17 protein-coding genes, 1 pseudogene and 1 riboswitch are annotated in these 25,861 nt (G+C 63.1%); of the genes and pseudogenes, 7 read left to right on the forward strand and 11 right to left on the reverse strand.

Annotated elements, in window-relative coordinates; translation table 11 throughout:
- From ACHHRT_RS08875 to ACHHRT_RS08885, 3 genes are all read right to left on the reverse strand, one after another.
- Positions 1–1,761, reverse strand: a 1,761-nt coding sequence (locus ACHHRT_RS08875) for a transglutaminase domain-containing protein (protein ID WP_395499411.1), incomplete at its 3' end; no start/stop codon positions are given.
- 28 nt (positions 1,762–1,789) lie between these two features.
- Positions 1,790–5,992, reverse strand: a complete 4,203-nt coding sequence (locus ACHHRT_RS08880) for a hypothetical protein (protein ID WP_395499412.1) — start codon at positions 5,990–5,992, stop codon at positions 1,790–1,792.
- 2 nt (positions 5,993–5,994) lie between these two features.
- Entirely contained in the window at positions 5,995–8,673 is a 2,679-nt protein-coding gene (locus ACHHRT_RS08885; RefSeq protein WP_395499413.1) for a carboxypeptidase regulatory-like domain-containing protein, read from the reverse strand.
- Between the two features lie 26 nt (positions 8,674–8,699).
- On the opposite strand from ACHHRT_RS08885, the pseudogene ACHHRT_RS08890 reads away from it, so the two are divergent.
- Positions 8,700–8,765 (forward strand): annotated as a pseudogene (locus tag ACHHRT_RS08890) (hypothetical protein); the annotation flags it as partial.
- Positions 8,766–8,828: 63 nt separating this feature from the next.
- Here the strand turns inward: ACHHRT_RS08890 and ACHHRT_RS08895 are convergent.
- Genes ACHHRT_RS08895 through ACHHRT_RS08905 form a run of 3 tightly spaced genes read right to left on the reverse strand, consistent with a single transcriptional unit; the run spans position 8,829 to position 11,720 of the window.
- Positions 8,829–10,289: a DegQ family serine endoprotease gene (locus tag ACHHRT_RS08895; RefSeq protein ID WP_395499414.1), complete on the reverse strand. Its 1,461-nt coding sequence runs from the start codon at positions 10,287–10,289 to the stop codon at positions 8,829–8,831.
- Between the two features lie 25 nt (positions 10,290–10,314).
- The gene (locus ACHHRT_RS08900) at positions 10,315–11,121 is read right to left on the reverse strand and encodes a zf-HC2 domain-containing protein (protein WP_395499415.1); all 807 of its coding nucleotides are present in this window, start codon (positions 11,119–11,121) and stop codon (positions 10,315–10,317) included.
- A gap of 26 nt (positions 11,122–11,147) precedes the next feature.
- A complete protein-coding gene (locus tag ACHHRT_RS08905; protein WP_395499416.1) occupies positions 11,148–11,720 on the reverse strand; it encodes an RNA polymerase sigma factor in 573 nt (190 codons plus the stop codon).
- Between the two features lie 212 nt (positions 11,721–11,932).
- On the opposite strand from ACHHRT_RS08905, the gene ACHHRT_RS08910 reads away from it, so the two are divergent.
- On the forward strand, positions 11,933–12,331 hold the full coding sequence (locus ACHHRT_RS08910) for a hypothetical protein (RefSeq protein ID WP_395499417.1): 399 nt from the start codon (positions 11,933–11,935) through the stop codon (positions 12,329–12,331).
- 19 nt (positions 12,332–12,350) lie between these two features.
- Entirely contained in the window at positions 12,351–13,376 is a 1,026-nt protein-coding gene (gene thiL / locus ACHHRT_RS08915; RefSeq protein WP_395499418.1) for a thiamine-phosphate kinase, read from the forward strand.
- Positions 13,377–13,389: 13 nt separating this feature from the next.
- On the opposite strand, the gene ACHHRT_RS08920 is transcribed toward thiL, so the two are convergent.
- Entirely contained in the window at positions 13,390–14,571 is a 1,182-nt protein-coding gene (locus ACHHRT_RS08920) for a tetratricopeptide repeat protein (protein WP_395499419.1), read from the reverse strand.
- Between the two features lie 227 nt (positions 14,572–14,798).
- On the opposite strand from ACHHRT_RS08920, the gene uvrB reads away from it, so the two are divergent.
- A complete protein-coding gene (gene uvrB, locus ACHHRT_RS08925; RefSeq protein WP_395499420.1) occupies positions 14,799–16,796 on the forward strand; it encodes an excinuclease ABC subunit UvrB in 1,998 nt (665 codons plus the stop codon).
- 25 nt (positions 16,797–16,821) lie between these two features.
- A complete protein-coding gene (locus ACHHRT_RS08930; RefSeq protein WP_395499421.1) occupies positions 16,822–17,520 on the forward strand; it encodes a lysophospholipid acyltransferase family protein in 699 nt (232 codons plus the stop codon).
- Positions 17,521–17,606: 86 nt separating this feature from the next.
- On the opposite strand, the gene ACHHRT_RS08935 is transcribed toward ACHHRT_RS08930, so the two are convergent.
- The 4 genes from ACHHRT_RS08935 to ACHHRT_RS08950 form a co-directional block, all read right to left on the reverse strand.
- A complete protein-coding gene (locus tag ACHHRT_RS08935) occupies positions 17,607–18,590 on the reverse strand; it encodes a hypothetical protein (RefSeq protein WP_395499422.1) in 984 nt (327 codons plus the stop codon).
- Between the two features lie 75 nt (positions 18,591–18,665).
- Positions 18,666–19,334 (reverse strand): metallophosphoesterase family protein, encoded by a 669-nt coding sequence (locus tag ACHHRT_RS08940; protein ID WP_395499423.1) that lies wholly within the window; start codon positions 19,332–19,334, stop codon positions 18,666–18,668.
- Between the two features lie 9 nt (positions 19,335–19,343).
- The gene (locus ACHHRT_RS08945) at positions 19,344–21,647 is read right to left on the reverse strand and encodes a tetratricopeptide repeat protein (protein ID WP_395499424.1); all 2,304 of its coding nucleotides are present in this window, start codon (positions 21,645–21,647) and stop codon (positions 19,344–19,346) included.
- Between the two features lie 185 nt (positions 21,648–21,832).
- Entirely contained in the window at positions 21,833–22,423 is a 591-nt protein-coding gene (locus tag ACHHRT_RS08950; protein WP_395499425.1) for a PEP-CTERM sorting domain-containing protein, read from the reverse strand.
- Positions 22,424–22,801: 378 nt separating this feature from the next.
- Positions 22,802–22,893: riboswitch (cyclic di-GMP riboswitch) on the forward strand.
- 126 nt (positions 22,894–23,019) lie between these two features.
- On the opposite strand from ACHHRT_RS08950, the gene ACHHRT_RS08955 reads away from it, so the two are divergent.
- Positions 23,020–24,336, forward strand: coding sequence for a hypothetical protein (locus ACHHRT_RS08955; RefSeq protein WP_395499426.1), 1,317 nt, complete (start codon positions 23,020–23,022; stop codon positions 24,334–24,336).
- Positions 24,337–24,445: 109 nt separating this feature from the next.
- Positions 24,446–25,861 carry a sugar transferase gene (locus ACHHRT_RS08960; RefSeq protein WP_395499427.1) on the forward strand — a complete coding sequence of 472 codons (1,416 nt, stop codon included), beginning with the start codon at positions 24,446–24,448 and terminating at the stop codon, positions 25,859–25,861.

Below are 25,861 nucleotides of genomic sequence, written 5' to 3' on the forward strand. Positions count from 1 at the left end.
GCTTAGCTCCGGGATGACCTGGATCAGGTAGGCCGGAATGCTGGTGGGCAACTGGCTGAGATCGGTGATCTCGCCCTCGGGCAGCAGCGCCAGCAGCGCCTCCTCATCCGCCTCGGTGGCCGGCCGGAAGGAAAGCGTCACCTTGCGGTTGTTGAGCTGGGCCCAAGGGAAGCTCTCTTGCACCTGGGGGTCGCCGAAGAGATCCGCTCCCATGCCGAAGGTGATCCGCGGCTGCAGGGCCTGGGGCAGATAGGCATAGCGGGCGCCTTCCACCACCCGCTGATAGGGCAATCCCGAGGGCAGCACCGCTTCCTCCTGCAGGATCACCTTGCCGCCGCCGACCACCTCGCCCACCGTGGGGTCGGTCATGGTCTCGATATGGGCTTCCAGGGCCTGGCGTGCCTGCTCCTGGGCCGCCTCCACCACCGTCGGGTCGAGGCCCTGCACCCAGCCCTGCTCCTCGTTGACCGTACCACTGTCGATAAATTGCTGCACCAGGGCCTCGCCGTCGATAGCGGTGATGGCGGCCAGATCGAGACCTTCAAGATATTCATACTGCTTGAAGGTCGCGTCCAGGGCAAGCCAGGTGTCGGCCTGGCGCATCACCGCCGCCCGGGAGGGGAGGAAATCCACCGCCGCTTCCACCCAAACGTGTTCCATCCGCACATGGGAGACCTTACCGCCGGCCACCAGGCCGGTCAAGGGAATGCCCCCTGAACTGGCGTAATTCATCGCTTCTTCGATCTGCTCGAAACCGCCCGCCCAGTTGCGGAAACGATCCTCCGGCACCTCGACGGCGCCATGCACATAGCGGGCCGGAACCCCCGAGGCACGCAGAAGCGATACCAGCAGGCCGGCGATATCCATAGCGTTGCCCCGGCGGCTGGTGAGGGTGACATCGGCATCCTGCACCGCGCCCCAGGAGGGCAGCCATTCAACATGGTTGCGCACCCAGTGGTAAATGGCCACCGGTTGATGCTCCAACTCCGCGGCCTTGGCCAGGATGGCGGGGCTGAGGCGCACCTCCACACTCTCGGCCAGATAGGCCGGGTCATCGGCTCCAGGCAGGGTGTCGAAGAGGAAACCCTCCAGGGCGGCTAACCGTAGCGGGGGCGTGTTATATAGCCCGCTGACCGGAAAATCCTCGCCGCGCTCCCGGGGATGGTTGTCCGGTGCCGGCAGCCTGGGGCCGTGGGGCAGCACGGCGGGGTCGAACGGGCGGGGCGAGCGTTCAAGCTGGTGGCCGCCAAGACGCCGCCCGGCGCGCACCACCCTCGCCCGCAATTCTTCAGCAGTAATCCCGGGCTCTTCCACCGCGGCAAGCTCTTCATTAAACGCCCCGAATTCCTGCCGGTAGGCGGTCACGGTCTCGCGGTGGCGCTCCAGGATCACCTCCGGCACGCCGCGTTCCCGCAACATGGCCTCCACCGCGTCAAACTCCGCCAGTACTTCCCGGTCCAGGCCCGCCAACTGGCGGCGAAGATCCGCCAGGGCCCTGCGCTCATGGGCGACAGCCAGACCCCGGCGCAACCCTGATTCCGCGGCCTGCAAAGTGTCCCCGGTTTCGCGCAGCAGTTTGGCCAGTTGTTCATTATGGTCGGGCTTGCGGACCTGCCGGTCCTGGCCGGACGGAGTTCCGGGCTGAAAGGCCAACACCACCGGCTGGGTAATCTGCATGACAAAGGCCACCAGCACCGCCACGGCGGTGAATTTCAGAAACAGAGTGCCAGGGCGCGGCATCAGGGCCAGTGGTGCGCTCATGGGTATCGCTCCTTCACGGTTATTTGCATCATATCTCTTTGGCAATACGAACAATCAGCCAGGCCATGGAGTCGCGAATCTCCTCCGCCTGCTCCCCATCCATGCCCCCCAGGATTTCAGCTGCTTTGAGCAGATGGAAGACGGCCTGTTCGGGCCGCCCCCGGCCGTGAAAGCCTTCGGCCTGCTCAACTTCACGCAGAACCCGGCCATAGTCGCGATCCCGGGCAGCCAGCCAGATGAGCATCGTGCGCAGCTCCTCGAAGGTCGGCAGGGGTTCCACCGGGAAGACATGGCTGGTGATGCCGTACTCCTCCCACCAGCCGCCGTCACGCAACTCGATCCGGGCGGTGACCACGGCAGACTGCGGCTCGTCCGGCAGTTGCCACCAGAATCCGACCTCGGCCGAGCCGTCGGCGGGCAGATCCAGGTCAAAGGAGAGGGCTTGATAGCCCGCCGGGTTGCCCTGGCCGGGATCGACGATCCTCCCGCCGACAACCTCGAGGTGCAGCCGGACAGCGACGGCTTCACCCCGGTTGTCGAGTCGCCAGTACACCGGCACCGCCATGCCGGCCCGGTTGATGGCCGGCTCGGGATGAACGTGCGTCAAGGCCTGCGGAAGCAGCTCGGCAAAACCACTCTCCGCCCCAGCGGCATGGGCCTGGCTCAGAAGGTCAAAACCGGCGGTCACGGCCAGCCCCTGACCATACTCATGCCAGGCCACTGACGTGCGATCACCGGGCCGACCCCGGTCAATGAGATACTCGGCCAGCGGGACCGCTCCAGCCAGGCGCAGGGCCTGCGGCAATTCCTCTTGGACGAAGGCCAGATCAGGCACCGCCAAAGGTACGGAAGGCAGCGAAACAATCCCGTCGGCATGGGAATGAACCCCCACCACCTCGACTCCGGAGGCGGCCAGCAGGTGATGATTGCGTTGATCATGGATACCGGCCATGACCAGACCCCGGCCGGCAAAAATCGCCTCCCGCAACTCGCGGCTTACCTGGTTGTCCAGCTTGACGCGGGAGGAGAGCAGCAGGAAGGCGCTGTAGCCGCCCTGGCGCAGCTCCCGGGCGAAAGCGGAATCATCGGTAACCACCGTATGGGACCAGCCATGGGCCGTGAGCAGTTCTTCCAGGAAGGCACGGCGTTGTCGGCTTGATCCGTCCCCGTGGATATCGGCATCGGTTAAAATAAAATCACCGAACGCGTTTCCGGGCTGCGGTAGATCGGCGCAGCCGACCGGCAGGAGACCGGAATCCAGTGAATGGGTCCGGTCTTGCTGATACAGGGTGGCGACCAGCCGATGGGAACCTTCCTTGAACGTGCCGCCTTCCGGGGCTCTGATTTCGACGGCCATGCCATGGGTGGAGATCTCCCGCAGCACCAGGTTGGCGCCGCTGCCGAGGCTGAGGTCCATGGGCAGAAGCTCGTCCGCCATCGCGGTTTCCACATCCAGCAGCCGGCCGTTTTCATCGAGAAGTTCCACCCGCACCACTTCTCCGCCGGCCAGGGGCTGGGGCGTCTCGAGATGCAGATTGAGGGCCGTCACCCCCCGGCACTCACTGGGGGAAACATCGTCCAGCAACACCAGCACCCGCCCGCGTTCGCCAATATTCGGAGTGGAGAGGAATTTGTCCTCGACCCGCACCGGAGCGCTGGCCAGGGTGCGGATCTCACCGCCAATTTCCGCCCGCAGCACGGCCAGCAGTACCGTGTCGGCGGCCACTTCTGCGTTCCAGTCAGCCGAGAAGCCGTGACCGGCTCCTTGTTCCAGGTTGATAGTTTCACTCCAGCCCGCCAACTCTTGCTGAGCGGCGGGATCAACCAGGGTAAGGGTGACCGGCAGACCCATGAGGGCTGCGTTGCCGTAATTAGCCACTTGGGCGGAAAGCAGGAGCGGCTCGAAGCGATACACGGGGTTGGGGGCGGCAAACAACCGGCCGTTCAGGCCGGCGCCGGTCTCGGCGGTGGAGAGTACCTGGAACCCGGTTTCGGCCAGGGCCCGCAAGGCACCTCCGACGTCATGGGCGGTTAGTACAACCTGGTAGCCGCCCGGAGACGCCGCGCCCAAGGGCATGGACCACGCCAACTCCTGATGGCCGCCGGCAGCCAGGGTGGACAACGGATTTTCATCCCGCCACAACTCCCCGCCGCCGGGCTCGTACACGGCAACCGTTACGGCATGGCCTTCGATCTGGGCGCCGACGGCGGTATTGCGCAACCGGCCGCTGATCGTCACCGACTGCTGCGGCTCATAGGTATCCCGGTCGGTGGCTACCGCCGCCGTCAGCCCGACGCCGGCGGGCTGACCCACCCGGAAGTCGGCCACGGCGGAGAGCTCAAGCTGTCCGTACTGATCCAGCACCTGGGCGTAAACCTGGTAATCACCGGCGTAAATCCCGGTGGTGTCGAACAGCTCCGGGGCCGGATCAACCCGCTGCCCGGCGCCGACGGCCAGCGCTTCACTGCCGGGCAGCAGCGCGACAAAATTACCGGTTCCATCCCGAACCTCAAGCGTCAGCGCCACCATACCGTCAACCGCGCCCATATTGGTGATGCCGGGCTGAACAAGCGCGGATTCGCCCAAGGTATAAACCGCTTTGTCCAGGGCCAGATCAAGCCGGTAAACCGACGGCAGCACGGTCACCAGCTGTTCCCCCAGCGTGCGGCGATGCTCGTTGCCGTTGAGATCCTCGTAGATAAGCTCCAGGCTGTGACTTACCAGGCGCTGCTCTCCGGGCACGGCATCGCGCAGGGTAAGATCGAAGTCGAGATCCTGCACCTGGCCGATGGCAAATTGCGGGAAATTCCATTCGATCTCGAGGCGGTCTGGGTGCTGTTCGATCCGCTCCGGCGGCAGCAGGAAGGAGTCCGCCTCCAGATCGATTCCGCCGGTGGCGATGGTGCTGATAACACGTACATTGCGATAGTCGCCGTGAATGGGGTTGATCACTTCCATCGCCCCGCCGCCGGCATAGCCGTAAGAATCATAGGAAGCAAACCCGTAAACATAGATGCCGAAGGGCTGTCCCGCTGCGATGGCATGGGAACCGGCCTGAAGCGGCACCTGAGCGCCGCTGAAGCCGCTGTCGCCGATGGGATGAAACAGCTCCGGGTCCAGGGGCTCGCCATCCAGCAGCAGGGTTTCGACGGCCGGCGTCGGGATCACAATATTGACGAAATTATTGAAACCACTGGGGGGAGTGGCAAAAACATAGTGGTCAAGAAACTGCTCGCTGGGCGGCACCAGCATCATAAAAGGGTCGGAGGGCACCCGGTCATAACTCTGCCCCACCGAATATTGAGCCAGCAGCATTGGAGCGTTGGCCTCGACCCGGGCCGGCGCGGTCAGTATCTGGTCATAATAGCCCCCGGCATTGAGGGTAGCAACCGGCTCGCCGTCGATCCTTACCTCGGTTCCATCTTGAGAGGCCAGAACCCGGAAGAGATCACCCCGCAGCCGGGTTGCCAGGGGATAGGTGAGGAAGGATTTTCCCCAGGCCGTAAGCGGGGGCATCATGTCGACAATGTGATCGCAGGCGGATACTCCCCGGGGCACATTGGCGCACTCCTCACCACTCACTACCGCCACCGGCGCATTGGCGGTAATGGAAGATCCGGTAAGATCGGCTGTGGCCCTGAGCCGAAAAGTCTGCAAGCGGTTCAAGGTGATGGTGAACGGCACCCCCGCTGGATGATCAGTCAGGGAGGCGGCGGGGACGATGGTCACCTCGGTATTATCCTCGACCCCAATCACTGCAAACTGTGAAGCATAAATTCCACCGTAATAGTTCATCACCAGATAATCCGTATCCAGCACATGGGATGGAAGCCCCAGGAAGGCATCGGTGGTATATTGCAGGCGGTTTAGTCCGTAAACATGGACCGGGGCGTCGGCCGCCACTCGCACACCAAGGTTGGACACCTGGTTACTGGGCAAATTCTGGGCATTGCCGGGAACCGTGACCGTCGTCACCTGGCCGGCCTCAACGGTGAAATAGGTAAAGAATCCGATCCCCGGAATTTCAACGATCCCCTGGGTATCTTCCCGGGATGCAATAAACAGACTCAAGGTGCTGCCACCGGTATGGTTGAGCAAAAAGGAGAAGACAAACTCGGTACCAGAGGTATCCTTCAACTCACGCTCCTGCGCCCGGGCGTTGTTGAACAGCGCCAGCCAACAACAAAGCGTCACCGCCAGCAACCTGAGACCTTGCGCGATTAATTTCATCCTCATGGCGCTTGCACCCCCTCGATTCGAATCCTCATGCGCAGCCGCGAATCGCCTTGAGGCAGAACTTGCTCCGGCGCCAGATTTTGCCGGAGTTCGATGCGGATATCCGGCGCCACTTCCACCGTGCCTGCCTCCATGGTCGCTGCCTCGACCCCTTCAATACCGATAAGCTTGAAGGGGTAACTTCCGGCCCGAGCAAAATTCCATTCCAGGGAGGCGAGGGTCAGGGTGGCGGAGGTCGTCCGGGGATCGATCTCCACCACGGCGGTATCGGCATGCAGGAGCATCCCGTCGGGATCGCGCCACTCGTAGGTAACGCCCGGCGTCAACGGGACATTGGACCGGTTGCGCAGCGAGAGCAGAATCCGCACCGCTTCGGATGCACCCTGATTCGCCTGGTGAGGGTCGGCGGCCAGCCGCACATATTCCAGCCACCTGGTCTCTTCCACCACTACCCGGGCAGTCCGTTCGACCAACAGTTCCGCGGAGGCGGCATCATGAACCTGGAGCCAGACCGTATAGGTATCCGGCGGGTAGTGCCGGTTATACCAACTGATCTCCGCCTCCCTGACTGCTCCGGGGGCAAGGCTGAAGGTAGCAATCCCCCCCGTCGCCTCGGGCGTCACTCCAAACTCATCAACCAGCCCGCCTTGGGAATCCAGCACCCGCAGGTGCAGCCGTACCAAGCGTTCGCTGTCGGCCCTGTTTTCCAGGGCGGCATTCAGGAGAACCTGACTGTAGGCCGGGTATGCCGGGCGCTCGGCGGTCAGAGCAGTGATGGCTATCCCGCCGTATGATGCCGGTTGCAATACCACGGCCAGCTCTGCGCGACCATGTTCGGCAAGTTCAACCGCGTAACGCCTTGCATGGTAACCGGGCGCGGCAGCAGCCAGTTCGAAATTCAGGCTCTTGATGCCTTCGATCACAAAGCGTCCCGCATCGTCGCTTTCGGCCGATTCACCGGCAACCGTCAACAGCGCGCCGGCAATCGGTTCGCCACTGTCGGCCGCGTGTACCGTCCCGCGAATGGTGCTGGTTTCGGGAAGCTCTACCCGGGCCAGGCGCAAGTCCCCAAGATCAAACAAACCGCCCTTGTCCGCCAGCAGCGAGAGGGATACGCCCAGATATCCATCCGCCTGGATTGCAAGGATGAGTTCCGCCGGGACAAGCTCCTCAAGCAGAAATGCGCCATCGTTGCCGGTGAGAGTCTCGACCGGCCCGGGTGAGGTGACCAGGGCTCCGGCAATCGGAGTCCCATCAAAGGAATCCAGTACCCTGCCCCGAAGAGTCAGGGTACTTTCGGGTTCTGTGCCTGCCGGCAGCAGGGCCGGCGAGAAGTTGAGAACCGCCCCGGCAACCACCGTTGCATTGACGGTTACCGGTTCATAACCATCGGCGGTGACCGTAATTGATGCTTCCCCCATCCCAAGTTCCAATTGATAACCGCCATCGGCGCCGGTCATGGTCGAGATCTGTTCCGCACCCACCGCCGCCACCAAGGCACCGGGCACCAGGGCGCCACTGACGCCATCGGTTACAACACCCCGCAACAACCCGGAATCGAGCAACGGGTGCAGCAAAACGATGCCCATATCCAGATGTCTGCCGACTTCCACCCGCACCTGGCGCAAAACCGGATCATAACCGGTATAACCGAACTCAACCGTGTGCTCTCCCGGTGGTAGCTCGCCCAACTCGAAGCCGCCATTGTCGCGGGTCAAAGTCCCAAAGTCCGTGCCCGGCAAAGTGACACGCCCGCCGGCCAAAGGCAGGCCGGTCGCCGCATCCTGAACCCTGCCGGTAATGCTTCCCGTTGCCGGTTCAACGACCGGCGCTTCCCGCTGCTCCGCCAAATGGATTGCCCGCAGACTTAAAGCGGTGGCGTAAACGCTGCCATCCCATGAACCGGATGCATTCTGACGCTCGCGCAAAGCGGCAACCGAATCGTCATAGCAAGTCGCATCGGTGACGGCGGGGATCAAGGCCAGCAGCGCCTGAGCGCTTTCCCAGGATTCTCCCCACAAGGCGCCGGGCTGGTGTTGTTGCAAAAGAAAATTCACACTCGCTTGCAGCGGACCGGAAAGATTGTAATCGAGAAGGCGGCTTTGCAGCAGAAGCAAAGCCCTGGAGGTAAGATATACTGAGGGTGGGCTGGACGGATTGAGAGAAAAACCGCCGTCGGCATGCTGACGCTGAAGCAGATAATTGAGGGCCGGTTGCACCACCGCAGCTTCCTTCATGCCTGCCACGCTTAGGGCCTCCAGGGCCTCAATGGTGTCAAGCAGGCTGCTCCCCCCACCCGGCCGGGAACTGAAACCTCCGTCAGGATTCTGATGCCGGGCAAGTTCAGCAGGCAAAGCATCGATCGTTTCCCCTTGAAGCGCGGTAACAATTAGTCGCCTCACAAGAAAGGGAAGATCGGATGAGCCGTCAGCATCGAGATAGTGTAGCGCAGCCTGGAAAGCAGCGCTGGTATCATACCCCAACAGATGCAGAGTGCGAAGTGCTTCAAAGGTAGCATGGTGAGCGATCGTTTCATCGGCAGGTCCGGAAATACGGCCATCCTCCTGCTGCTGAGCCAGCAACCACGTCAATCCGGCCTCGTGAGCCTGTGCAGGAGTCCCCCACATACCGAAAACGATGAGAGAGAAGATAAAGGCCACCGTAGCGAAGAGCAACCTGCCGCCTCTTCCCCTCTCTTTTCTCCTACATCAACGACGACGAGCTGGTGGAGATCACCCCCAAGTCGATCCGCCTGCGCAAGATCTAAAACAAATAAGGTGGCAGCCCTCCTGAAGGGCTGCCACCTTGTTGACCACAGAGCTTACCGCGCTTAACGCAAACGAATGGCCACGAAACGGCTCTGGGTGCCGCGGCGGACCAGCAGCAGCACGCTGCCTTCCGCCAGGGCGCTCTCCATGATCGCGGCATACTGCTCGAGATTTTTCACCGGCTGCTGATTAACCTCCACGATCACCTCGCCCCGGCGAAGCCCGGCCTCGGCGGCGGCGGAGCCGGCTTCAACGTTACTGATCAGCACCCCCTCCTGCTCCTTGAGCCCCAGGGAGCGGGCCACCTCGGGAGTAAGCTCCTGGACCGCAAGCCCCAGCTTCTCCTCGGCCTCGTTGGCCACCTTGGCCACCACCTCATCCTCCTCCAGTTTACCGATGGTCACCCGCAGCACTTTTTTCTCGCCCTGGCGGATCACCGTCACCTTGACCTCCCGACCCACCGGGGTCTGGGCCACCAAGGTGGGAACCATGCTCATCTGGGTGATCTCCTTGCCGTCATATTCGACAATCACGTCGCCGGGCCGCATGCCGGCGGCGGCGGCCGGTCCCGCGGGGCTGACCTCGCCCACCAGGGCGCCGATGGGACGCTCCAGCTTGAGATGCCGAGCCAGGTCGGGAGTGACATGCTGAATCATCACCCCCAGCCAACCCCGGGTAACCACCCCGTGCTCCTGGATCTGGCCGACGATATTTTTGGCCATATTGACCGGAATGGCAAAACCGATCCCGATATTACCCCCGCCCCGGCTGTAAATGGCGGTGTTGATCCCCACCATCTCGCCCTGCAGGTTGAAGAGCGGGCCGCCGGAGTTGCCGGGGTTGATGGAGGCATCGGTCTGGATGAAGTTCTCATAGGGACCGCTGCCCAGCGAACGACCCTTGCCGCTGACGATCCCGGCAGTCACGGTCTGCTCAAAGCCGAAGGGGTTACCGATGGCCAGTACCCAGTCCCCCACCCGCAGCGCCTCCGAATCGCCCATCCTGACGGCGGGCAGGGAGTTCTTGGCCTCGATCTTGAGCAAAGCCAGATCGGTCTTGGGATCACGACCGACAATCTTGGCATCGTACTCTTCAAAGTTGGTCAGTCGGATATTGATCGAGTCGGCGTTCTCCACCACGTGGTTGTTGGTGACGATATAGCCGTCGGCGGAGATGATCACCCCGGAACCCAGACTGGTACGCCGCATCTCCCGGGGGGGCTGCCGGGGCTGCTGCTGCCGGGGATGGGGCGAAGGCATTTCAAAAAAACGGCGGAACATCTCGGGCAAATTATCGCCGTCGAAGAAGAACTGCTGGGGCAGACCGGGGGTTTTAACCGTCTGGGTGGTGTAGATATTGACCACCGACGGCCCCAGTTGCTCGGCCAGGTCGGCAAAGGAGGCCGGGGCGGCGGCCCGGGCCTGGGCCAGACCGGCGGTCAGGGCCAGGAGCAGCCAGCAAAAGGCGGCACCCAGCAGGGCGGCCCGCCGGGGAGTAAAAACAGGTAAGGCATTGGAATTCATTGAATATCTCCTTGGGGAAAAACTTTTAGGGAAGCCGGGTCCTGATCGCCACCCGCACCCGGCCCTTGTGGGCCGCGTAGTTAGGCGAGAGGGCCGAAACCGGTGAGACCGCCACGGGATAAGGGACCATCATCTCCCGCAGGGCGGCAAGATCGCGAGAGGGCAGCTCGACCAGCAACAGCTCCCGTTCGGGGTAATCAACCCGCCAGGCCGTAAAGGCGGCGCTTTCCCGAAAAAGCTGGGAGAGCAACTCCGGCGGGGCGGCGTGCAGCACCATCAAGACATCGGGGCGCTGCACCACCGGGACCCGGATGGCCGGCGGGTGGGTGGGCATGGTATCGAAGGGGGATTGGGAGGCCAGCTCCCGCCGGCCGATGGCGGCGGGGATGGTGGTGGGCAGGGGCAGACGGGAACGTTCCAGCCCGGGGGAGGCGGTGCCGCTCACCGCCGCCACCTGCTCGGGGGCGGCCTGATACTGAAAAAACACCTCGTTTTGGGCCAGGAAGGCCATGATCATCGCCAGGGCCACGGTGGCCACGGCGGTGGGCAGGGAAACGGAAAAATCCAGCCGGCGCCAGTAGGCGGCCAGGCGGCCCAGGAGATCGGCGGGGGCCGGTTGCTCCAGCCGCGCCTGGATCCCGCTTAAAATCCCCAGCGGCGGGGTCAGGGGCTCCAGCCCCCGGACCCGAGCCACCGTGGCCTGAAAAAGCCGCCACTCCCGCCGGCAGGCGGGACAACTCCCAAGATGGTCATCAAAGGCCGACCGGCTCGCCTGATCCAGCTCATGGTCGAGGCCAGCGCTGAACATTGAAGATATCCGGGAACAATCCATACTTCTCCTCAAACTTACTTATTAAACTACTCCAGAACCTTTTCCAGCCGCTCTTTCAGGGCCAAGCGGGCCCGATTCAGCTTTGATTTTACCGTGCCCAGGGGAATCTCCAGGATGGTGCCGATCTCGTCGTAACTCATTCCCTCGATATCCCGCAGCAGAATCACCTCCTTCTCCGCTTCGGAAAGGGAGGCGATCGCCTTGCGCACCAACTGGTCCTGATCCTGTTGACCCAGCAAACCCTCGGGGGTCTCGCCGCTGGTCAGGTGGAGGGGCGAATCGGGATCGTCCAACGAGCGGCTGCGGAAAAAGCCCCGACGCTGCAAACGCTTGTAGCGGTTCCGGCAGTGGTTGAGGGCCAGTTGATAGAGCCAGGCGCTGAACTTGTCTTCGTCCCGCAGGCTGCCCAGGGTGCGATGGACGGTGATAAAAATATCCTGGGTGAGGTCTTTGGCCTCCTCCTCATCCTTGACGTAGTTGTACGCCAGGTTGTAGATCCGGGCCTGATGGCGCTGGACCAGTTTGGTGAAAGCAGTGCCGTCACCCCGGCGCAGGGCTCGGACCAGATCCCCGGTATCATTCTCCTCTGACTGCGACATATGGAATCCAGGCGATCCGAGCTTTCCCTGTGGTTGATTGGACAGGCGGCGAACCCGGAAAGTTCCACCGCCGGCCTTTTTTTCCCCGAACACAACGCGACATCGTAGCCGCTGAACCACTTCCACGCAAGTTGATTGCCAACTTCCGGACCACTGTGTTAACTTGCCTCGGTTCGCCGCCCATATTCGTCCACCCGAGCCGTGAGGGATTTATGACCCAGGAATTCAATGTCGAGAAGATCATCGATGATCTGCAAAAGATCATGCCCTTCAAGGATGAAACCCGGGAGGGTGATATCGTGCTGATCATCGCCGACCAGCTCTTCTACGCGGTGGTCACCGAAATAAACCGTGACGACAGCCGCCGCGACGAATGGTGGCATGTCAGCTTCCAGTTGCTCACCATCCCCCCCCGCCAGGTGATCTGGACCCTGCGGGCGCCCCAGTTCAGCGGCCAGGAGGTGTTCACCATGGGCGGCGAAAAGCGGTTTATCAAAGCGATCTCCTGGCGGGAACAGGAGGAGCCGCCGGCGCCTCCCCCAGCCCCTAAGCCCCGGAAAACTCCGGTACGGAGCCTTACCCGCAAATCCCATCTGAAAGTGATTAAGTAAGGGAGGCGGAAGCAAAACCATGGTCAGCGAACGGGACCTGATCGCCGCCATCGCCCGGCGGGCGGCGGCGGCGAAAGCGGCGCCCCCCGCCACGGCATCCCCCCGGGGTTCTCAACTGCTGCAGGGGATCGGCGATGACTGCGCGGTGCTGCGCCCCGACCCCGCCGCCCTGACCCTGCTCACCACCGACACCCTGGTGGAGGGGGTCCACTTCGACCTCTCCTGGCACCCTCCCCATCTGCTGGGCCGCAAGGCGGTGGCGGTCAACGTCAGCGATATCGCCGCCATGGGCGGCCTGCCCCGATTCGTGTTGCTTTCCCTGGGACTGAGCGGCCGGGAGTCGGAGGAGTGGCGAAGCCGGCTGCTGGACGGTTTCACCGAGGCGGTGGCGGAACATGGCGCGACCCTGATCGGCGGCGACACGGTGCGCAATCCCGCCGGGGTGATGCTCTCGGTCACGGTGCTGGGGGAGGCGGCGCCCCCCGAGGTTTGCCTGCGCTCCGGCGGCCGGGTCGGCGATTCGATCTGGGTGGGGGGGGAACTGGGGCTGGCCGCCGCCGGCCTGGAACTCTGCCGCCGGGGCCTGGGGGATGATCCGGCCTGGCAACCCCTGGCGCGGGCCCATCTCGACCCCCGGGCCCAGGTTGAACTGGGGCGGGCCCTGGCCAGCCGCCGGCTGGCCCATGCCATGATGGACCTTTCCGACGGCCTGGCCACCGACCTGGCCCATCTCTGCGCCGCCGGCGGCCTGGGGGCGGAGGTGGAGGCGGACCTGCTACCCATGGGAGAGCTGCTCCCCCGGGCCGCCGATCTCTGCCGGGTCGATCCCCTGACCTGGGCCACCAGCGGCGGCGAGGACTACCAACTGCTCTTCACCAGCTCCCCCGAAAACGACCCGGCCGTCCTGACCCTGGCCCAAGCCATTGCCGCCGCCCGGCCTCGCCGGATCGGCCGGCTGATCTCAGAGCCCGGGGTTTTTCTCAACCAGGAGGGCCACCGCCGCGAGATCGGCTTTGGCGGCTACGATCACTTCCGCACCACGTAAGGCCGGCCGCCAGTCAATCGGGCCGCCCCTGCTCGGGCTGCTGAAAAAAGTAGAGCCAGCCGTAAATCCATTCCTCCCGCTCCCGGCGCAGCCCGGTGCGGCGACGGGTCACCAACCCCAGGCCGGCCGCCGCCGCCAAACCCTCCAGATAATCCGGGGCATGGGCGTAACGGCCCGATTCGCGCAGGAGAAAATCCGCCCCCTCCCGGCCCTCTTCCACCGAAAGGAGCAGCTCGCCGCCTGGCGCCAGCACTCGACCCACCACCTGAAAAAATGGCTGGAGATCACCCAGGTAGATCAGAACATCGGCGGCCACCACCAGATCGAAATCGGCCAGGGAGTCGCGACAGAAATCGAGCAGATCCTCCTGGTGGAGACTGGAATAGATCTTTTTCGCCCGGGCCTGGTCCAGCATCCGACCGGAGAGATCGACTCCGACCAGGTCGGTGGCCAGGGAGAGGAAGGTCTCCCCCACCAGGCCGGTGCCGCAACCCAGATCCAGCAGGCGCCGAAAAACCTTTTCCCCCCGCACCTCCCGCAGCATCTCGGCCAGCAGGAAGGGCACCCGATAGCCCAACTGCTCCATCAGTTCGCCCTCGAAACGATCGGCGTACTGGTCAAAGAGGGCGGCAACATACTCGCCGGGAGGGGCGGCGGTGGTCTCCCCCCTGAGGGCGGCCAGCATGTGGCGGGCCGACTCCGGCTTATGGCCAAGCTCCACCAGCTTTTCAAAACAGGCGATGGCCCGGGGCCGGTCGTCCAGCTTGGTCAGAATGGTACCCAGATGGCCATAGGCCGGGGCATGGCCCGGTTCCAGCTCGACCACCCGAGCCAGGTAGCGCAGGGCCTCGCCGTAGCGCCCCATCTTACGGTAAAGCAGGCCCAGATTGTAAAGGATATCCGGATCCCGGGGCGCCTCGGCCAGGGCCCGATGGTAGTAGTGGGCGGCGGCGGCCGGCTTCTCCAGGGCGGTCAGGGCCAGGGCCAGATTGTAGAGGGTATCGACATCGCGGGGGGCGATAACCAGGGCCTGGTGGAAGGCCTCCACCGCGGCGGCGTTCTCCCGGCACTGCAGGCGAACGGTGCCCAGGTTGTACCAGCCCAGGCCGACTTGAGCCGCCTGCTCCGGATCTCCCCACGCCAGCGCCTGCTCCGCCGCCGGCAGCTGACTTTCATGTTCCAGACCGTTATTCATCAATTCCATCGCTCCGTTGCTTTGGCATGGGCCGGACTCCCGCCCGGCGGGCAAACGGGGCCATATTTAGCATGGACCGCCGCCAAGATCAACCCCCACCCGCCAGGCCCCAACCGGCCAAAACGATATTGCGGTTGCCCCGCCCCACCTTATGCGGTAATTTGCCCACTGCCATGCCTTATACCTTGCCGGCCCCCACCTTCCTGAAATTACAAAGTTAAAAAGCCATGTTTGAATTTGTTTCCGAATTTGAGCCCGCCGGTGACCAGCCCCGGGCCATCGAGCTGCTGGGCCGGGGGGTTGCGGAGGGGGCCGCCCATCAGGTGCTGCTGGGGGTCACCGGCTCGGGCAAGACCTTCACCATGGCCAAGGTGATCGCCGAAACCAACCGCCCGGCCCTGATCCTGGCCCCCAACAAAACCCTGGCCGCCCAGCTCTATTCCGAATTCAAGGAGCTGTTTCCCCATAACGCGGTGGAGTATTTCGTCAGCTACTACGACTATTACCAGCCCGAGGCCTATATCCCCCAGTCCGATACCTATATCGAAAAGGATTCGGCGATCAACGACACCATCGACAAGATGCGTCATGGGGCCACCCGGGCCCTGCTCACCCGCCGGGACGTGATCATCGTCGCCTCGGTCTCCTGCATCTACGGCCTGGGCTCGCCGGAGGAGTATCTCAACATGCATCTGGCCCTCAAGGTGGGCGAGGATTATCCCCCGGCCGAGATCCAGCGCCGGCTGGTCCATATGCTCTACGAGCGCAACGACTACTCCTTCCATCGCGGCACCTTCCGGGTGCGGGGCGATGTGGTGGAGATATTTCCGGTCCACGAGGAGGAGCGGGCCTTGCGGGTGGAACTCTTCGGCGATACCATCGAAGCGATTAAGGTGGTGGACCCGCTGCGGGGGGTGATCCACGAGGAGTTGACCGAGATCACCATCTTCCCCGGCAGTCATTTCGTGACCTCCAGGGAGCGCCAGATCCAGGCGGGCCGGACCATCCGGGCCGAGCTCAAGGAGCGGCTGGCCGAGCTGACCGCCCAAAACCGCCTGGTGGAGGCCCAGCGCCTGGAACAGCGCACCATGTTCGATCTGGAGATGATCCAGGAGCTGGGCTACTGCAACGGCATCGAAAACTACAGCCGCCACTTCACCGGCCGGTCGCCCGGGGCCCCGCCCCCCACCCTGCTGGACTATTTTCCCGACGATTATCTGCTCTTCGTCGATGAGTCCCATGTCGGGATTCCCCAGGTCCGGGGGATGTACCGGGGGGACCGCTCGCGCAAGGAGACCCTGGTGGGTTACGGCTTCCGCCTGCCCTCGGCCTTGGACAACCGGCCCCTGATGTTCGAAGAGTTTGCCGCCCGAGTCCACCAGGCGATCTACGTCTCCGCCACCCCCGGCGACTTTGAGCTGGAGATGGCCCAAGGCCGGGTGGTGGAGCAGATCATCCGCCCCACCGGCCTGATGGACCCGGCCATCGAGGTACGCCCGGCCGTCAGCCAGGTGGATGACCTGCTGGGGGAGATCCGTAAACGGGCGGCGGCCGACGAGGCGGTGCTGGTCACCACCCTGACCAAGCGGATGGCCGAGGATCTCTGCAACTACTACGAGAAGCTCGATGTCCGGGTCCGTTATCTCCACGCCGACATCAAGACCCTGCAGCGGATGGAACTGATTCGCGACCTGCGCCGCCGGGAGTACGACGTCCTGGTGGGGATCAACCTGCTGCGGGAGGGGCTGGATATCCCCGAGGTCTCCCTGGTGGCGGTGCTGGATGCCGACAAGGAGGGCTTCCTGCGCAGTGAACGCTCCCTGATCCAGACCTGCGGCCGGGCGGCCCGCAACGTCGACGGGCGAGTGATCCTCTACGGCGACAGGATCACCGATTCCATGGCCCGGACCATGGCCGAAACCCTGCGGCGTCGCAAGATCCAGGCCGAATACAACCGGGTCCACGGGATCACTCCCACCACCATCCGCTCCCGGATCAAGGATCTCATGGCCACCGTCTACGAGCAGGATTACCCCCCGCTGGAACTGCCGGAAACAGCCGCCGGCGAAGGGCGGCCGGCCTTCAAATCCCTGGCCGACTTGCGCCGGGAGATCAAGGAGCTGGAGCAGGCGATGCGGGAAGCGGCCCGGGAACTGGCCTTTGAGGACGCGGCCGAGCTGCGGGACCGTCTGAAACTATTGCGTGAGGAGGAGTTGAAATGGTGAGCGACCTGCGACCGGAGCCCCCGCCATGGCCATAAAAAACCCCTGGTTACAGGCCCTGCTCCGCCGGCTGGCCCCGCCCCTTTACCACGGCTTGAGCCGGGCCCTCTTCGGCTCCTGCCGGGTCCGGACCGTGGGTCGGGAGTACCTGGAACAGTGCCTGGCCGCGCCCCCCTTTATCTCGGCCTGCTGGCACTACGCGGTCTTTTTCCACCTTTACCAGGTGCGGCACCAGCAGCTGGAGATCGCCCCCGAGGCCCGCTGGATTCTGATGGTTTCGGCCAGCGATGACGCCGAACTGCTCAGCGGGGCCCTGAAGATGATGAACGCCCAACTGGTGCGGGGTTCCCGCAGCCGGGGCGGGGTGGCGGCCCTCAAGGAGATGATCGGCCGGGTCAAACAGGGGGCCAACGCCGGGATCATCGCCGACGGCTCCCAAGGCCCGGCCCGGATCGCCCAGGCGGGAGCGGTGCTGCTGGCCTCCCGCACCGGGGCCCCCATTTTGCCCTCGGCCTGGGCCGCCGACCGCTGCTGGGTTCTGCGCAGTTGGGACCGAACCGTAATCCCCAAACCGGGGGCCCGAATCAGCTACCATTACGGCCCGCCCCTGCCGGTCCCGCCGGGGGTCAAGGGGGAAGTTCTGGAGGAGTACCGCCGGGAGCTGGAAAAGCGGCTCGACGAGCTCTATACCGCCGCCTGGCAAACCTTCGGCCAAAACGGCCACTGACCAACCGGGCCCACGCAAAACCCCCTCGCGACCGGGTGGCGGCGAGGGGGTTTTCAGTAAGCGGTGGTTTCGCCTGGGGTGCGGCGCTACCAGCTACCTTCATGAATATCGGTAAACCCGGTAACTCCGTAGCCGATCACCGTGAAATGATAGGGCGGGGTGGCGGTATCATCGGTGGCGGTGAGCAGCACATAGCCCCCCCCTTCCTCCTCCGCCTTGATCTGGCCGCCGATGGGATGATCAAGGGCCCAGGAAATAACCAGGGGCTGGGGAGTACTCAGATAGATATAGCCGGCATCATAATCGTAATATTTGCTGCCCTCGGCCACGGTAATGGTGGAGGTGCCGGCGGTGGCGTTATCAACCACGGTGGCTTCCGCCCCTTCCAGCCGGTAAACCTTACCGGAATTGTTATCCTCCACATCCACATTCATGGTCACCACAAAACCACCGGCCACCGTGGCCGTGAGCACCTCCCCGTTCAGGGTGAAGGAGGGCGTGCCGCTGCTATCTTGCGCCACCAGGTCGTTAAAGGTCGAAACCAGCCAGTCGCCGGCGCCGGAGGTGCGGTAGCCGGCCCGCACCTCCAGGCTGCCCGAAACAAACACCGGCTCGTCAACCGCCGCCTGGAAATCGGTGAAAGTCGCGGTGGCCTCGAAAACTGCGGTGGCGTCATCAAAGGAAACGTCACTGACCTCCACCTGACCGCTCTCGTCACCCATTTCGATTCCGGCCTCGACGGTTTTGGCCTCGGCGGCGCTATCCGGCATCAGCATATGGCTGACGTTGGTCACTATGGGCGAAAGCTCAAAAAGCGACATTAACAGATGCTGGGCATTATCATCGTTAATGGCCGCGGGATCAGTCTCCCCCGGGTAGGGGTCACCGCTGGTGCCGGCCCCGGGCGTCGGAGAGGGAGTGATCGGAACATCGGCAGGGGCCGCCGGGGTGGAGCTGGAGCTGGAACAAGCGGCCAGGGCCAGGACAGCCAGCAGAGCCAGGGCGGCCAACAGGGCCCAGCCGCAGCGAAAACCACCTGATTTTTTTAATGAATATCCAACTTTCTTCATGTCGCACCTCCTGTTTTGCAGTTCACAAATGGGATCAATTAGTTACCCCCCATTATGGTGCGACACCTTCGATTGTCAAGGAAAAGAGGTCTCGACGGTGGCAGGGACCACGACGAATTTGAGTTCGGGCAGCAGCAGGCAGGTGAGGCGGCCGCCATAGACAGCCCCGGTGTCGATCCCGATCTTGTTGGCCATCACCAGGGGATCGGCGAAGGGGGTATGAGCGAAGATCACCCGCTTGCCGAAATCATGGTCCGATTCGATGAAATCATCCCGGGCCCAGAGCAGCCATTCCGGCGACTGGCCGGTGAGATGGACCCCGGGCTGGAGTCCGGCATGCACAAAGATCCCATGCTCGTTTTCGTAACAGGTGGGCAGATCGGCCAGCAGGGCCAGGTGTTCGGGGGGCAGCCAGACGGGGGCAGCGGCGGCGGCGGAGGGATCGGCCCCGTAGCTGGCTATGGTCTCGCGGCCGCCCACGGCCAAAAAAAGGCCCTGGTCGCGGCCGTCGAGATAGTCGAGCAGCATCTGCTCATGGTTGCCCCGCAGGAGGATAAGATGGCGGAACTGCCGCTTTAGTTCCAGCAGCAACTCCACGGTCCCCCGGGAATCGGGGCCACGATTGATGAAATCGCCGAGGATGACCAGGGTGTCCTGATCGGGATCCGGGCTGATCCGCTTAAGCAGCTCCACCAGCAGCGGGCGGCAGCCGTGGATATCGCCGATGGCAAAGGTGCGCCGCATAAGCCACCGCTACTCTTTTTCCCAACCGGCCAGCATTTCCCGGGCCGCCTCCCGTTCCGCGAACTCCGCCGGCAGCTCCAAGGCCCGCCGCAACTCCCCCTTGGCCTCGGTGATTTTACCCACGGCCCGGAGGGCCAGGGCCAGGTGGTAGCGAATGGTGGGGTTCTCGGGCAGGCCGGCGACAGCCTGACCGAACTGGCGCACCGCCAGGTCATGGGAGCCGCGCAGATAATGGACCCAACCCAGGGTATCGGCGATATGGGGGTCTTCCGGGGCCTGCTCCTTGGCCAGCAGGGCCAGGCGCAGGGCCTCGCCGAGATCGGGTTTCTGCTCGCCGGCAAGCTTCCAGGCCAGGTTGTTGGCGGCGGGGGCGAAACGGGGTGAACGGCTGAGGATCTCCCGGTATGCCTCCTTGGCCCCGGCCTGGTCACCCTGCTGATCCAGGAGGATCCCCAGTTGCATCCGGGCGGGGATCTGGCCGGGCTGTTGGGCCAGCAGGGCCCGGTATTCGGCAATGGCTTCGGTGGTACGCCCGGTTTTGCTCTGAATCTGGGCAATCAGCAGGTAGGTGCGCAGCTCCTCGGGCGCCAACTCCTGGCCCCGCCGCAGGACGCCAACCGCCCGCTCAAAATCCTGGTTGGCGATATGAAGCTCGCCCAACAGCAGCAGATAATCGAGATGATCGGGGGCCTCGGCCAGTTGGGCCTCGGCCAGGGCGATGGCCCCGGCCAGATCCCGGCTCTGCAAGCGGATGGCCACCAGCGAGCCCAGGGCCGGGGTAAAATCGGGCCGTTGCTTGAGAATCCGGCTAAAGATGGCGGCCGCCGATTCATTTTCCCGGCGGGCCAGATGGGTAAGGCCCAGGTGGTGGAGCACCTCCAGGTTGTCCGGCAGCAGCTCGTTCATGCGGGTAAACAGCTCCAGGGCCTCCTGGTACTCGCGGTTATGGAGGAAGGAGCGGCCCAGGATGATGGCGGCCCGGAAGTTGTTGGGCCGCAGGCGCAGGGCGATGATGGCCTCATTTTTGGCCCCGGCGATCTCCCTTTTCTGGAAAAGGTGTTGGGCCAGCAGGGTCCGGGCCTGGGCGTCCCGGGGGGCGAGCCTGACCGCCTCTTCCACGGCGGTATGGGAAAGCTCCATCTCACCCCGGTTGAAATGGGCCAGCGCCTTGGTGGAGAAGGGCTCGCCCCAGCGGGGATAATCCCGCACCAGCCCGTTGAGGATGGTAAGTGCTTCCTGGTTTTTCCCCTCGGCGACCAGGAGTTTGGCCCGGACCTGGAGGGCCAGGCCGTGGCGACCGTTGGCGGCCAGAACCTCGCCGGCCAGTTGCTCCGCCTCTTCCCGCCGGTTCCGTTCAAAATGGAGGTCGGCCAGGGTGGCCTTGATATCCAGGGCGGCCTCGCCGGTGGCCAGGGCCAGGGCGTCCCGATAGGCCGATTCGGCCTGGTCGAACAGACCCCGGCCACGGTAAAAATTGCCCAGATTGAGGAGCAGGCCCGGGTCCTTCGGGGCCAGGGCGATGGCCTGTTTGATGCTGGCCTCGGCCTGCTCCATCTGGTCCCGTCCGGCGTAAAGGGCGGCCAGGTCGAGATGGGGCTGGGGTGAATCGGGGAAGGCGGCGATGCTTTGCCGCAGTTGCGCTTCGGCCTTCTCCTCCTCCTGTTGGCTGAGATAGAAGCCGGCCAGGGCCTGATGCTTGCCGATATTGGCCGGCGGCAGGGCCAGGGCCCGTTTGAAGGCCGCCTCGGCCGCCGCCGGCTGGCGGCGGGTGGTATGGATTTGAGCCTGGAGCAGGTGGAGGCGGTCCAGATCGGGGTGGAGCTCGATGGCCCGGGCCACCACCACCGCCGCCTGATCGGCCTCACCCTCCAGCAGGTGGATGGTGGCCTGGAGGATCAGGGCTTCCAGATGATCGGGATCGGCGGCCAGGATCTTTTCCACCCGCTGGCGACTCTCCCGGGGCTGATTACTGCCCAGAAGAATGCGGGCGGCCTGGAGCAGGGCATCGAGGTTGGCGGGATCCACCGAACTGGCCCGCTCGAAATCGCGGTAGGCGTTCTGGGGGTCGCCGGTGGCCAGCTGGGCCAGGCCCAGTTGATAGTAGGCATCGGCATATTTACCGTCGATCCGGACCGCGTTGCGGAACTCGAGGATGGCGGCCCGATGCTCCCCTTTGGCCGCGTACTCCAGCCCTTTCTCGTAGTGGGCCTGTTTTTTCTGCTCGGGATCGCCGCAACCGGCCGAGAGGGCCGCCAGCAGCAGGGCAAGGATAAGGAGGATGGGGAAAGAGCGGCGGGAGTGGGGGGTGAGCATGGTGATCCTCGTTTTTCTTGGGCAAGGGGATTTGACCGGCAAAGGCCCCGGAGCGACCTGGACCCTGGCTAAACCATTACCATCGAACCCCACCGGTGTCAGCAATAAAAAGAAAGGGCAGAGCCATGATGCCTGGCCCTGCCCTGTTTGCCGCCGCCCTCCAGCTTGCCGGTTCCGGCGTCTGATCAGGCCTGCAGCAGTCTCCGCCGTCCCAACCCGGCCAGCCCAGCCAGGCCGGCCCCGAACAGCAGCATGGTGGCGGGCTCGGGAACGGGAGTGCTCTCGCCGTACAGGGCTATGTGCGAAATGGAGCCAGGACCCCCTGCCCAGAAACCATCAAATTGGAGAACTTCCATGCCGTCCCATCCCGCGGCTGTCAAGTCAAACAGATACCATCCCGGGTTGTTGTTGCCGTCCTTGACCAAGGCATAGGCGTTAGGGCCGACGTAGTCACCTCCCAGATAATTAATCGTCGCACTCGTCGGGTCCTCGGTGTCAGGGGAAAAAGTGGTGCTATAGCTACCAGCCAAAGCACCTGACTCAGTGGGTGGCATTGCAGGATTGAAGTCCGCCTTATACAGCTCTACGGAGGGAGTAATAATTGATGCAATAAGCGAATCTATAGCAGATTGCGAGGTCTCGGGACCCGACCATGCATCCGTGTCATAGCTCCAATCGGTGCCGTTATACGTATCTGGGGTGATCAGCAAGGCATACGCTGGAGAGGAAATCAGCAAACCGCCCAAAGCCACAAACAACATCCTTAAATATTTCATAAATTAACCTCCTTCCTTAAATCTAAATATCCAACCGAACCGTTACTGGCCCGAACCTTTACTGGCAGCTCATTTAAAAAAGCTTAACACAGGCTTAGTTCCTTAACCCAAGCAACAAGCATGCCAAGTTGGTCCAAACTTGAAAATCAACTGTTATTGGCAATTTAACACCAACCCGGTTCCCGGCCGTTTCCAATTGGTCCGGGAACCCGAACCCAATCGGTTCGGATTCCCGGAAACGGAACCTGGTGGCGGGGCGACCTAAAAAAACAATTGTTTTTAAATTTTATTTTTGCTATTTCCTGTTCTTAAGTTTTAGTGTCTTCGGGCTGATCCAGCTTGCCTGGAGCTAGAACAGCGATTTTAAAGTAAAAAATAGCGCGAAAAAGGCAAACCACAGCGAAAGCTTGGGGCGCAAAGCAACCGGCCTTGACCCCCCTTTTCCGGGGTATGGCAGCGGGGCTACCGCCGCGCGGTCCGCTCTCAACATGGGAGGTGAAACAACCGTACGGCATCACTACTAATGGTGGAGCTGTCGTATGGGTGCAAAACTTGCAGGTTTCATCTCGCCTCTTGTCCTTCTCTTTCCTCTGTTTTTGAGCTTAGTCGCCTGCAGCGGCGGTGGCAGTGACAGCATTGCCGGTGCCGGCGGTACGGAGGCGCGTACTTGGGGCATCACCGGTGGGGTGGCGGTGGACCCCTACATTGTCGGCGCCACTTTCTTTGAAGACGTGAACGGTAATGGCCGCTGGGACCAAGGAGAGCAAATTTCATCGCCCTCCGACGAGCAAGGCCGTTTCACCTTCGATAGGCCGGTTCCCGCCGGCCATACCATCATTATGCTGGAGCGTGGCACCCACCAGGGTCTGCCTTTCACCGGTCAGATGAGGCGCCTGATTACCGCGGAAGATTCCGGGACCGTGGTGGTGACACCGTTGACCACCTTACTGGCGCAAGCTTTTACAGGGGGAGAGATTTCATCCCTGCTCAACTCGCTCAATGGTTATCGGGATTATGATTTCGCCGTCGATCCCATGGCCGGGCTGGCGGCGTTGAACGGCTCGGTAAGCGAAGCGGAACTGGTCGACCTGCGGGCCAATCTGTACGTGGGGGCGCTGCTGGATCTGTTCCAGATGGGCTGGGAATTCGCTGACCTGGATTACCAAAACCTGGAGCCCAATAACGACGAACTGCTGGAGGGTCTGCGGGAAGGTCTGCGGTATGCGACGAACCCAACCTCCCAAAACGAGATTGCGGCGCTGCTGCCGGGGGGTTACAGTCTGCCGCCGGTGACCATGCGGGAAGTGGCCGAGACCATTCCGGCCCTGCTCAACTGGTGGAAGCAGGAGTTGATCCGCCGGGCCATCAGCGGCGAAGCGGTCGCCATCAGCTCCGACGAATTCAAGGACCTGGTCGCGGCGGCGATGCCCGAACTGGGCCTCCACTACTATCTTCGCAACAACCAGGGCGACCCGGCAGTGCGGGCTGCCATCGACGACAACCTTCTGCCGCCGGCCAGCGACCAGCACGCCGGCCTGGCCCAGGATCGAAGCAAACAACTGCTGGGGGAACCCTCCCTGCAGCAGGAGTTTCTCTCCAATCGGATCTTCCATGTGGGCAACCAGAGCCTGCTGCGTTTTTCCTCCGCCACCGGCGGTAATCCGGGCAGCATCAGCCTGACCTACCAGGACAGGGACGGCCGCAGTGCGACCATCAGCGGCACCTGGCTGGTGCAAGGCAATCTCCTAATCCTGGGGGACGAGACCGGTGACACCCTGGGGCTGGAACTGATCACCGACTGGTCCAGCCACCTCTCCCTGCGGGTCAAGGGGGAGGCCGCCGCCGATCACTCGGATTCGTTTGTCAGCAAACTACTGGAGGAGACCCGCTGGTTTCAGGTGGCGGGAAGCTGAGCAGCCCCAACCGCCGCAAAAGGTTGTAGCCAAAGGCTCAATAAAATGATACGCTCTTGTGTTATTTTTGTCCGGCCGGCCCGGCCTTACCTGAAATCTCCGGTGAATCATGTACGATCCCCGCAGCAAGGAGCTCGACCGCACCGTTTTCCTGCTCGATGTCGTCTGCGCGGTGGCGGCTTTCCTGGCGGCCTTCTGGGGCCGCAACCTGCTGCTGCCCGAGGCCGGCGAGCTCAACATCTATTCCCACCTCTTTCTGCTGCCCCTGCTGCTCACCCTGCTCATCGCCTTCCTCACCTACTTCGGGGCCTATAAAAATCCCCGTTACACCAACTTCCTTGGTTACGCCTGGGCCCTTTTCCGCAGCATGGCCCTGACCATCGGGGTTTTGCTCTCCCTGCTCTTCTTCCTGGAAATTCAATATATCAGCCGGATAGTGATCCTCTTTTTCGCCATCCTGGCCTTCCTGGCCCTGCTGGGGGTCCGGCTGGCGGCCCGGGAATACTTCAAAAAATCGGTCAGCGACGGCAGCGGCTCCCTGCGGGTGCTGATCATCGGCACCGGCGACCGGGCCCGGGAGATGGCCGGCAACCTCCGCAACCAGGCGGAATGGGGGATCAAAATTATCGGCCATCTGGACCCCGATTCCACCCGGGTGGGGGGCGAGATCGACGGGGCGCCGATCATCGGCACGGTGGCCGAAATCAGCGAATGCCTCAAGCGCAACGTGGTGGACGAGGTGATCATCGCCATTCCCCGCTCCCTGCTGGAGGACGCCGACCACATCGCCCATGCCTGCGAGGAGGAGGGGATCAAGCTGCGCTTCATGGCCGACATCTTCAACGTCCAGGTGGCCCGGGTCAGCCTGACCCAGATCGGCTCCACCCCCCTGCTGACCATGGAACCGGTGGCCCAAGACGAAGGCAAGCTCTTCATCAAGCGGCTCTTCGACCTGGTGGTGACCCTGCTGGCCATGCCGCTGGTGCTGCCGCTGATGGCCCTGGTGGCCCTGGCGGTCAGGCTCGACTCCCCGGGGGCGGCCATCTTCGTCCAGCAGCGGGTGGGGTTGCGCAAGCATCTTTTCCCCATGTTCAAATTCCGCTCCATGTACCTGGACGCCGAAGAGAGGCTTAAGGAGATCGAGCACCTCAACGAGGCCGATGGGCCGATCTTCAAGATCAGCAACGACCCCCGGATTACCCGGGTGGGCCGGTTTATCCGCAAGACCAGCCTGGATGAGCTGCCCCAACTGTTCAACGTCCTGCGCGGCGAGATGAGCCTGGTGGGCCCCCGCCCCATGTCGATCCGGGACGTGGACCTCTTCGACCGGGGGATTCAGCGCAAACGGTTCAGCGTCAAGCCGGGGATTACCTGCCTCTGGCAGATCTCGGGCCGCAGCGACCTGACCTTTGAACAGTGGCTGGCCCTCGATCTGGAATATATCGAAAACTGGTGCTTCTGGCTGGATATCAAGATCCTGCTCAAAACCATTCCCGCCGTCCTCTTCTCCAAGGGAGCCGTCTAA

Source organism: Desulfurivibrio modestus, from assembly GCF_044068625.1.
GTDB lineage: Bacteria > Desulfobacterota > Desulfobulbia > Desulfobulbales > Desulfurivibrionaceae > Desulfurivibrio.

Coding starts and splice junctions, on each gene's coding strand:
- ACHHRT_RS08950 (WP_395499425.1), bottom strand. CDS start 22,423: ATGAAATATTTAAGGATGTTGTTTGTGGCTTTGGGCGGTTTGCTGATT.
- ACHHRT_RS08910 (WP_395499417.1), top strand. CDS start 11,933: ATGACCCAGGAATTCAATGTCGAGAAGATCATCGATGATCTGCAAAAG.
- ACHHRT_RS08880 (WP_395499412.1), bottom strand. CDS start 5,992: ATGAAATTAATCGCGCAAGGTCTCAGGTTGCTGGCGGTGACGCTTTGT.
- thiL (WP_395499418.1), top strand. CDS start 12,351: ATGGTCAGCGAACGGGACCTGATCGCCGCCATCGCCCGGCGGGCGGCG.
- ACHHRT_RS08940 (WP_395499423.1), bottom strand. CDS start 19,334: ATGCGGCGCACCTTTGCCATCGGCGATATCCACGGCTGCCGCCCGCTG.
- ACHHRT_RS08930 (WP_395499421.1), top strand. CDS start 16,822: ATGGCCATAAAAAACCCCTGGTTACAGGCCCTGCTCCGCCGGCTGGCC.
- ACHHRT_RS08900 (WP_395499415.1), bottom strand. CDS start 11,121: ATGGATTGTTCCCGGATATCTTCAATGTTCAGCGCTGGCCTCGACCAT.
- ACHHRT_RS08945 (WP_395499424.1), bottom strand. CDS start 21,647: ATGCTCACCCCCCACTCCCGCCGCTCTTTCCCCATCCTCCTTATCCTT.
- ACHHRT_RS08895 (WP_395499414.1), bottom strand. CDS start 10,289: ATGAATTCCAATGCCTTACCTGTTTTTACTCCCCGGCGGGCCGCCCTG.
- ACHHRT_RS08920 (WP_395499419.1), bottom strand. CDS start 14,571: ATGAATAACGGTCTGGAACATGAAAGTCAGCTGCCGGCGGCGGAGCAG.
- ACHHRT_RS08960 (WP_395499427.1), top strand. CDS start 24,446: ATGTACGATCCCCGCAGCAAGGAGCTCGACCGCACCGTTTTCCTGCTC.
- ACHHRT_RS08935 (WP_395499422.1), bottom strand. CDS start 18,590: ATGAAGAAAGTTGGATATTCATTAAAAAAATCAGGTGGTTTTCGCTGC.
- ACHHRT_RS08905 (WP_395499416.1), bottom strand. CDS start 11,720: ATGTCGCAGTCAGAGGAGAATGATACCGGGGATCTGGTCCGAGCCCTG.
- uvrB (WP_395499420.1), top strand. CDS start 14,799: ATGTTTGAATTTGTTTCCGAATTTGAGCCCGCCGGTGACCAGCCCCGG.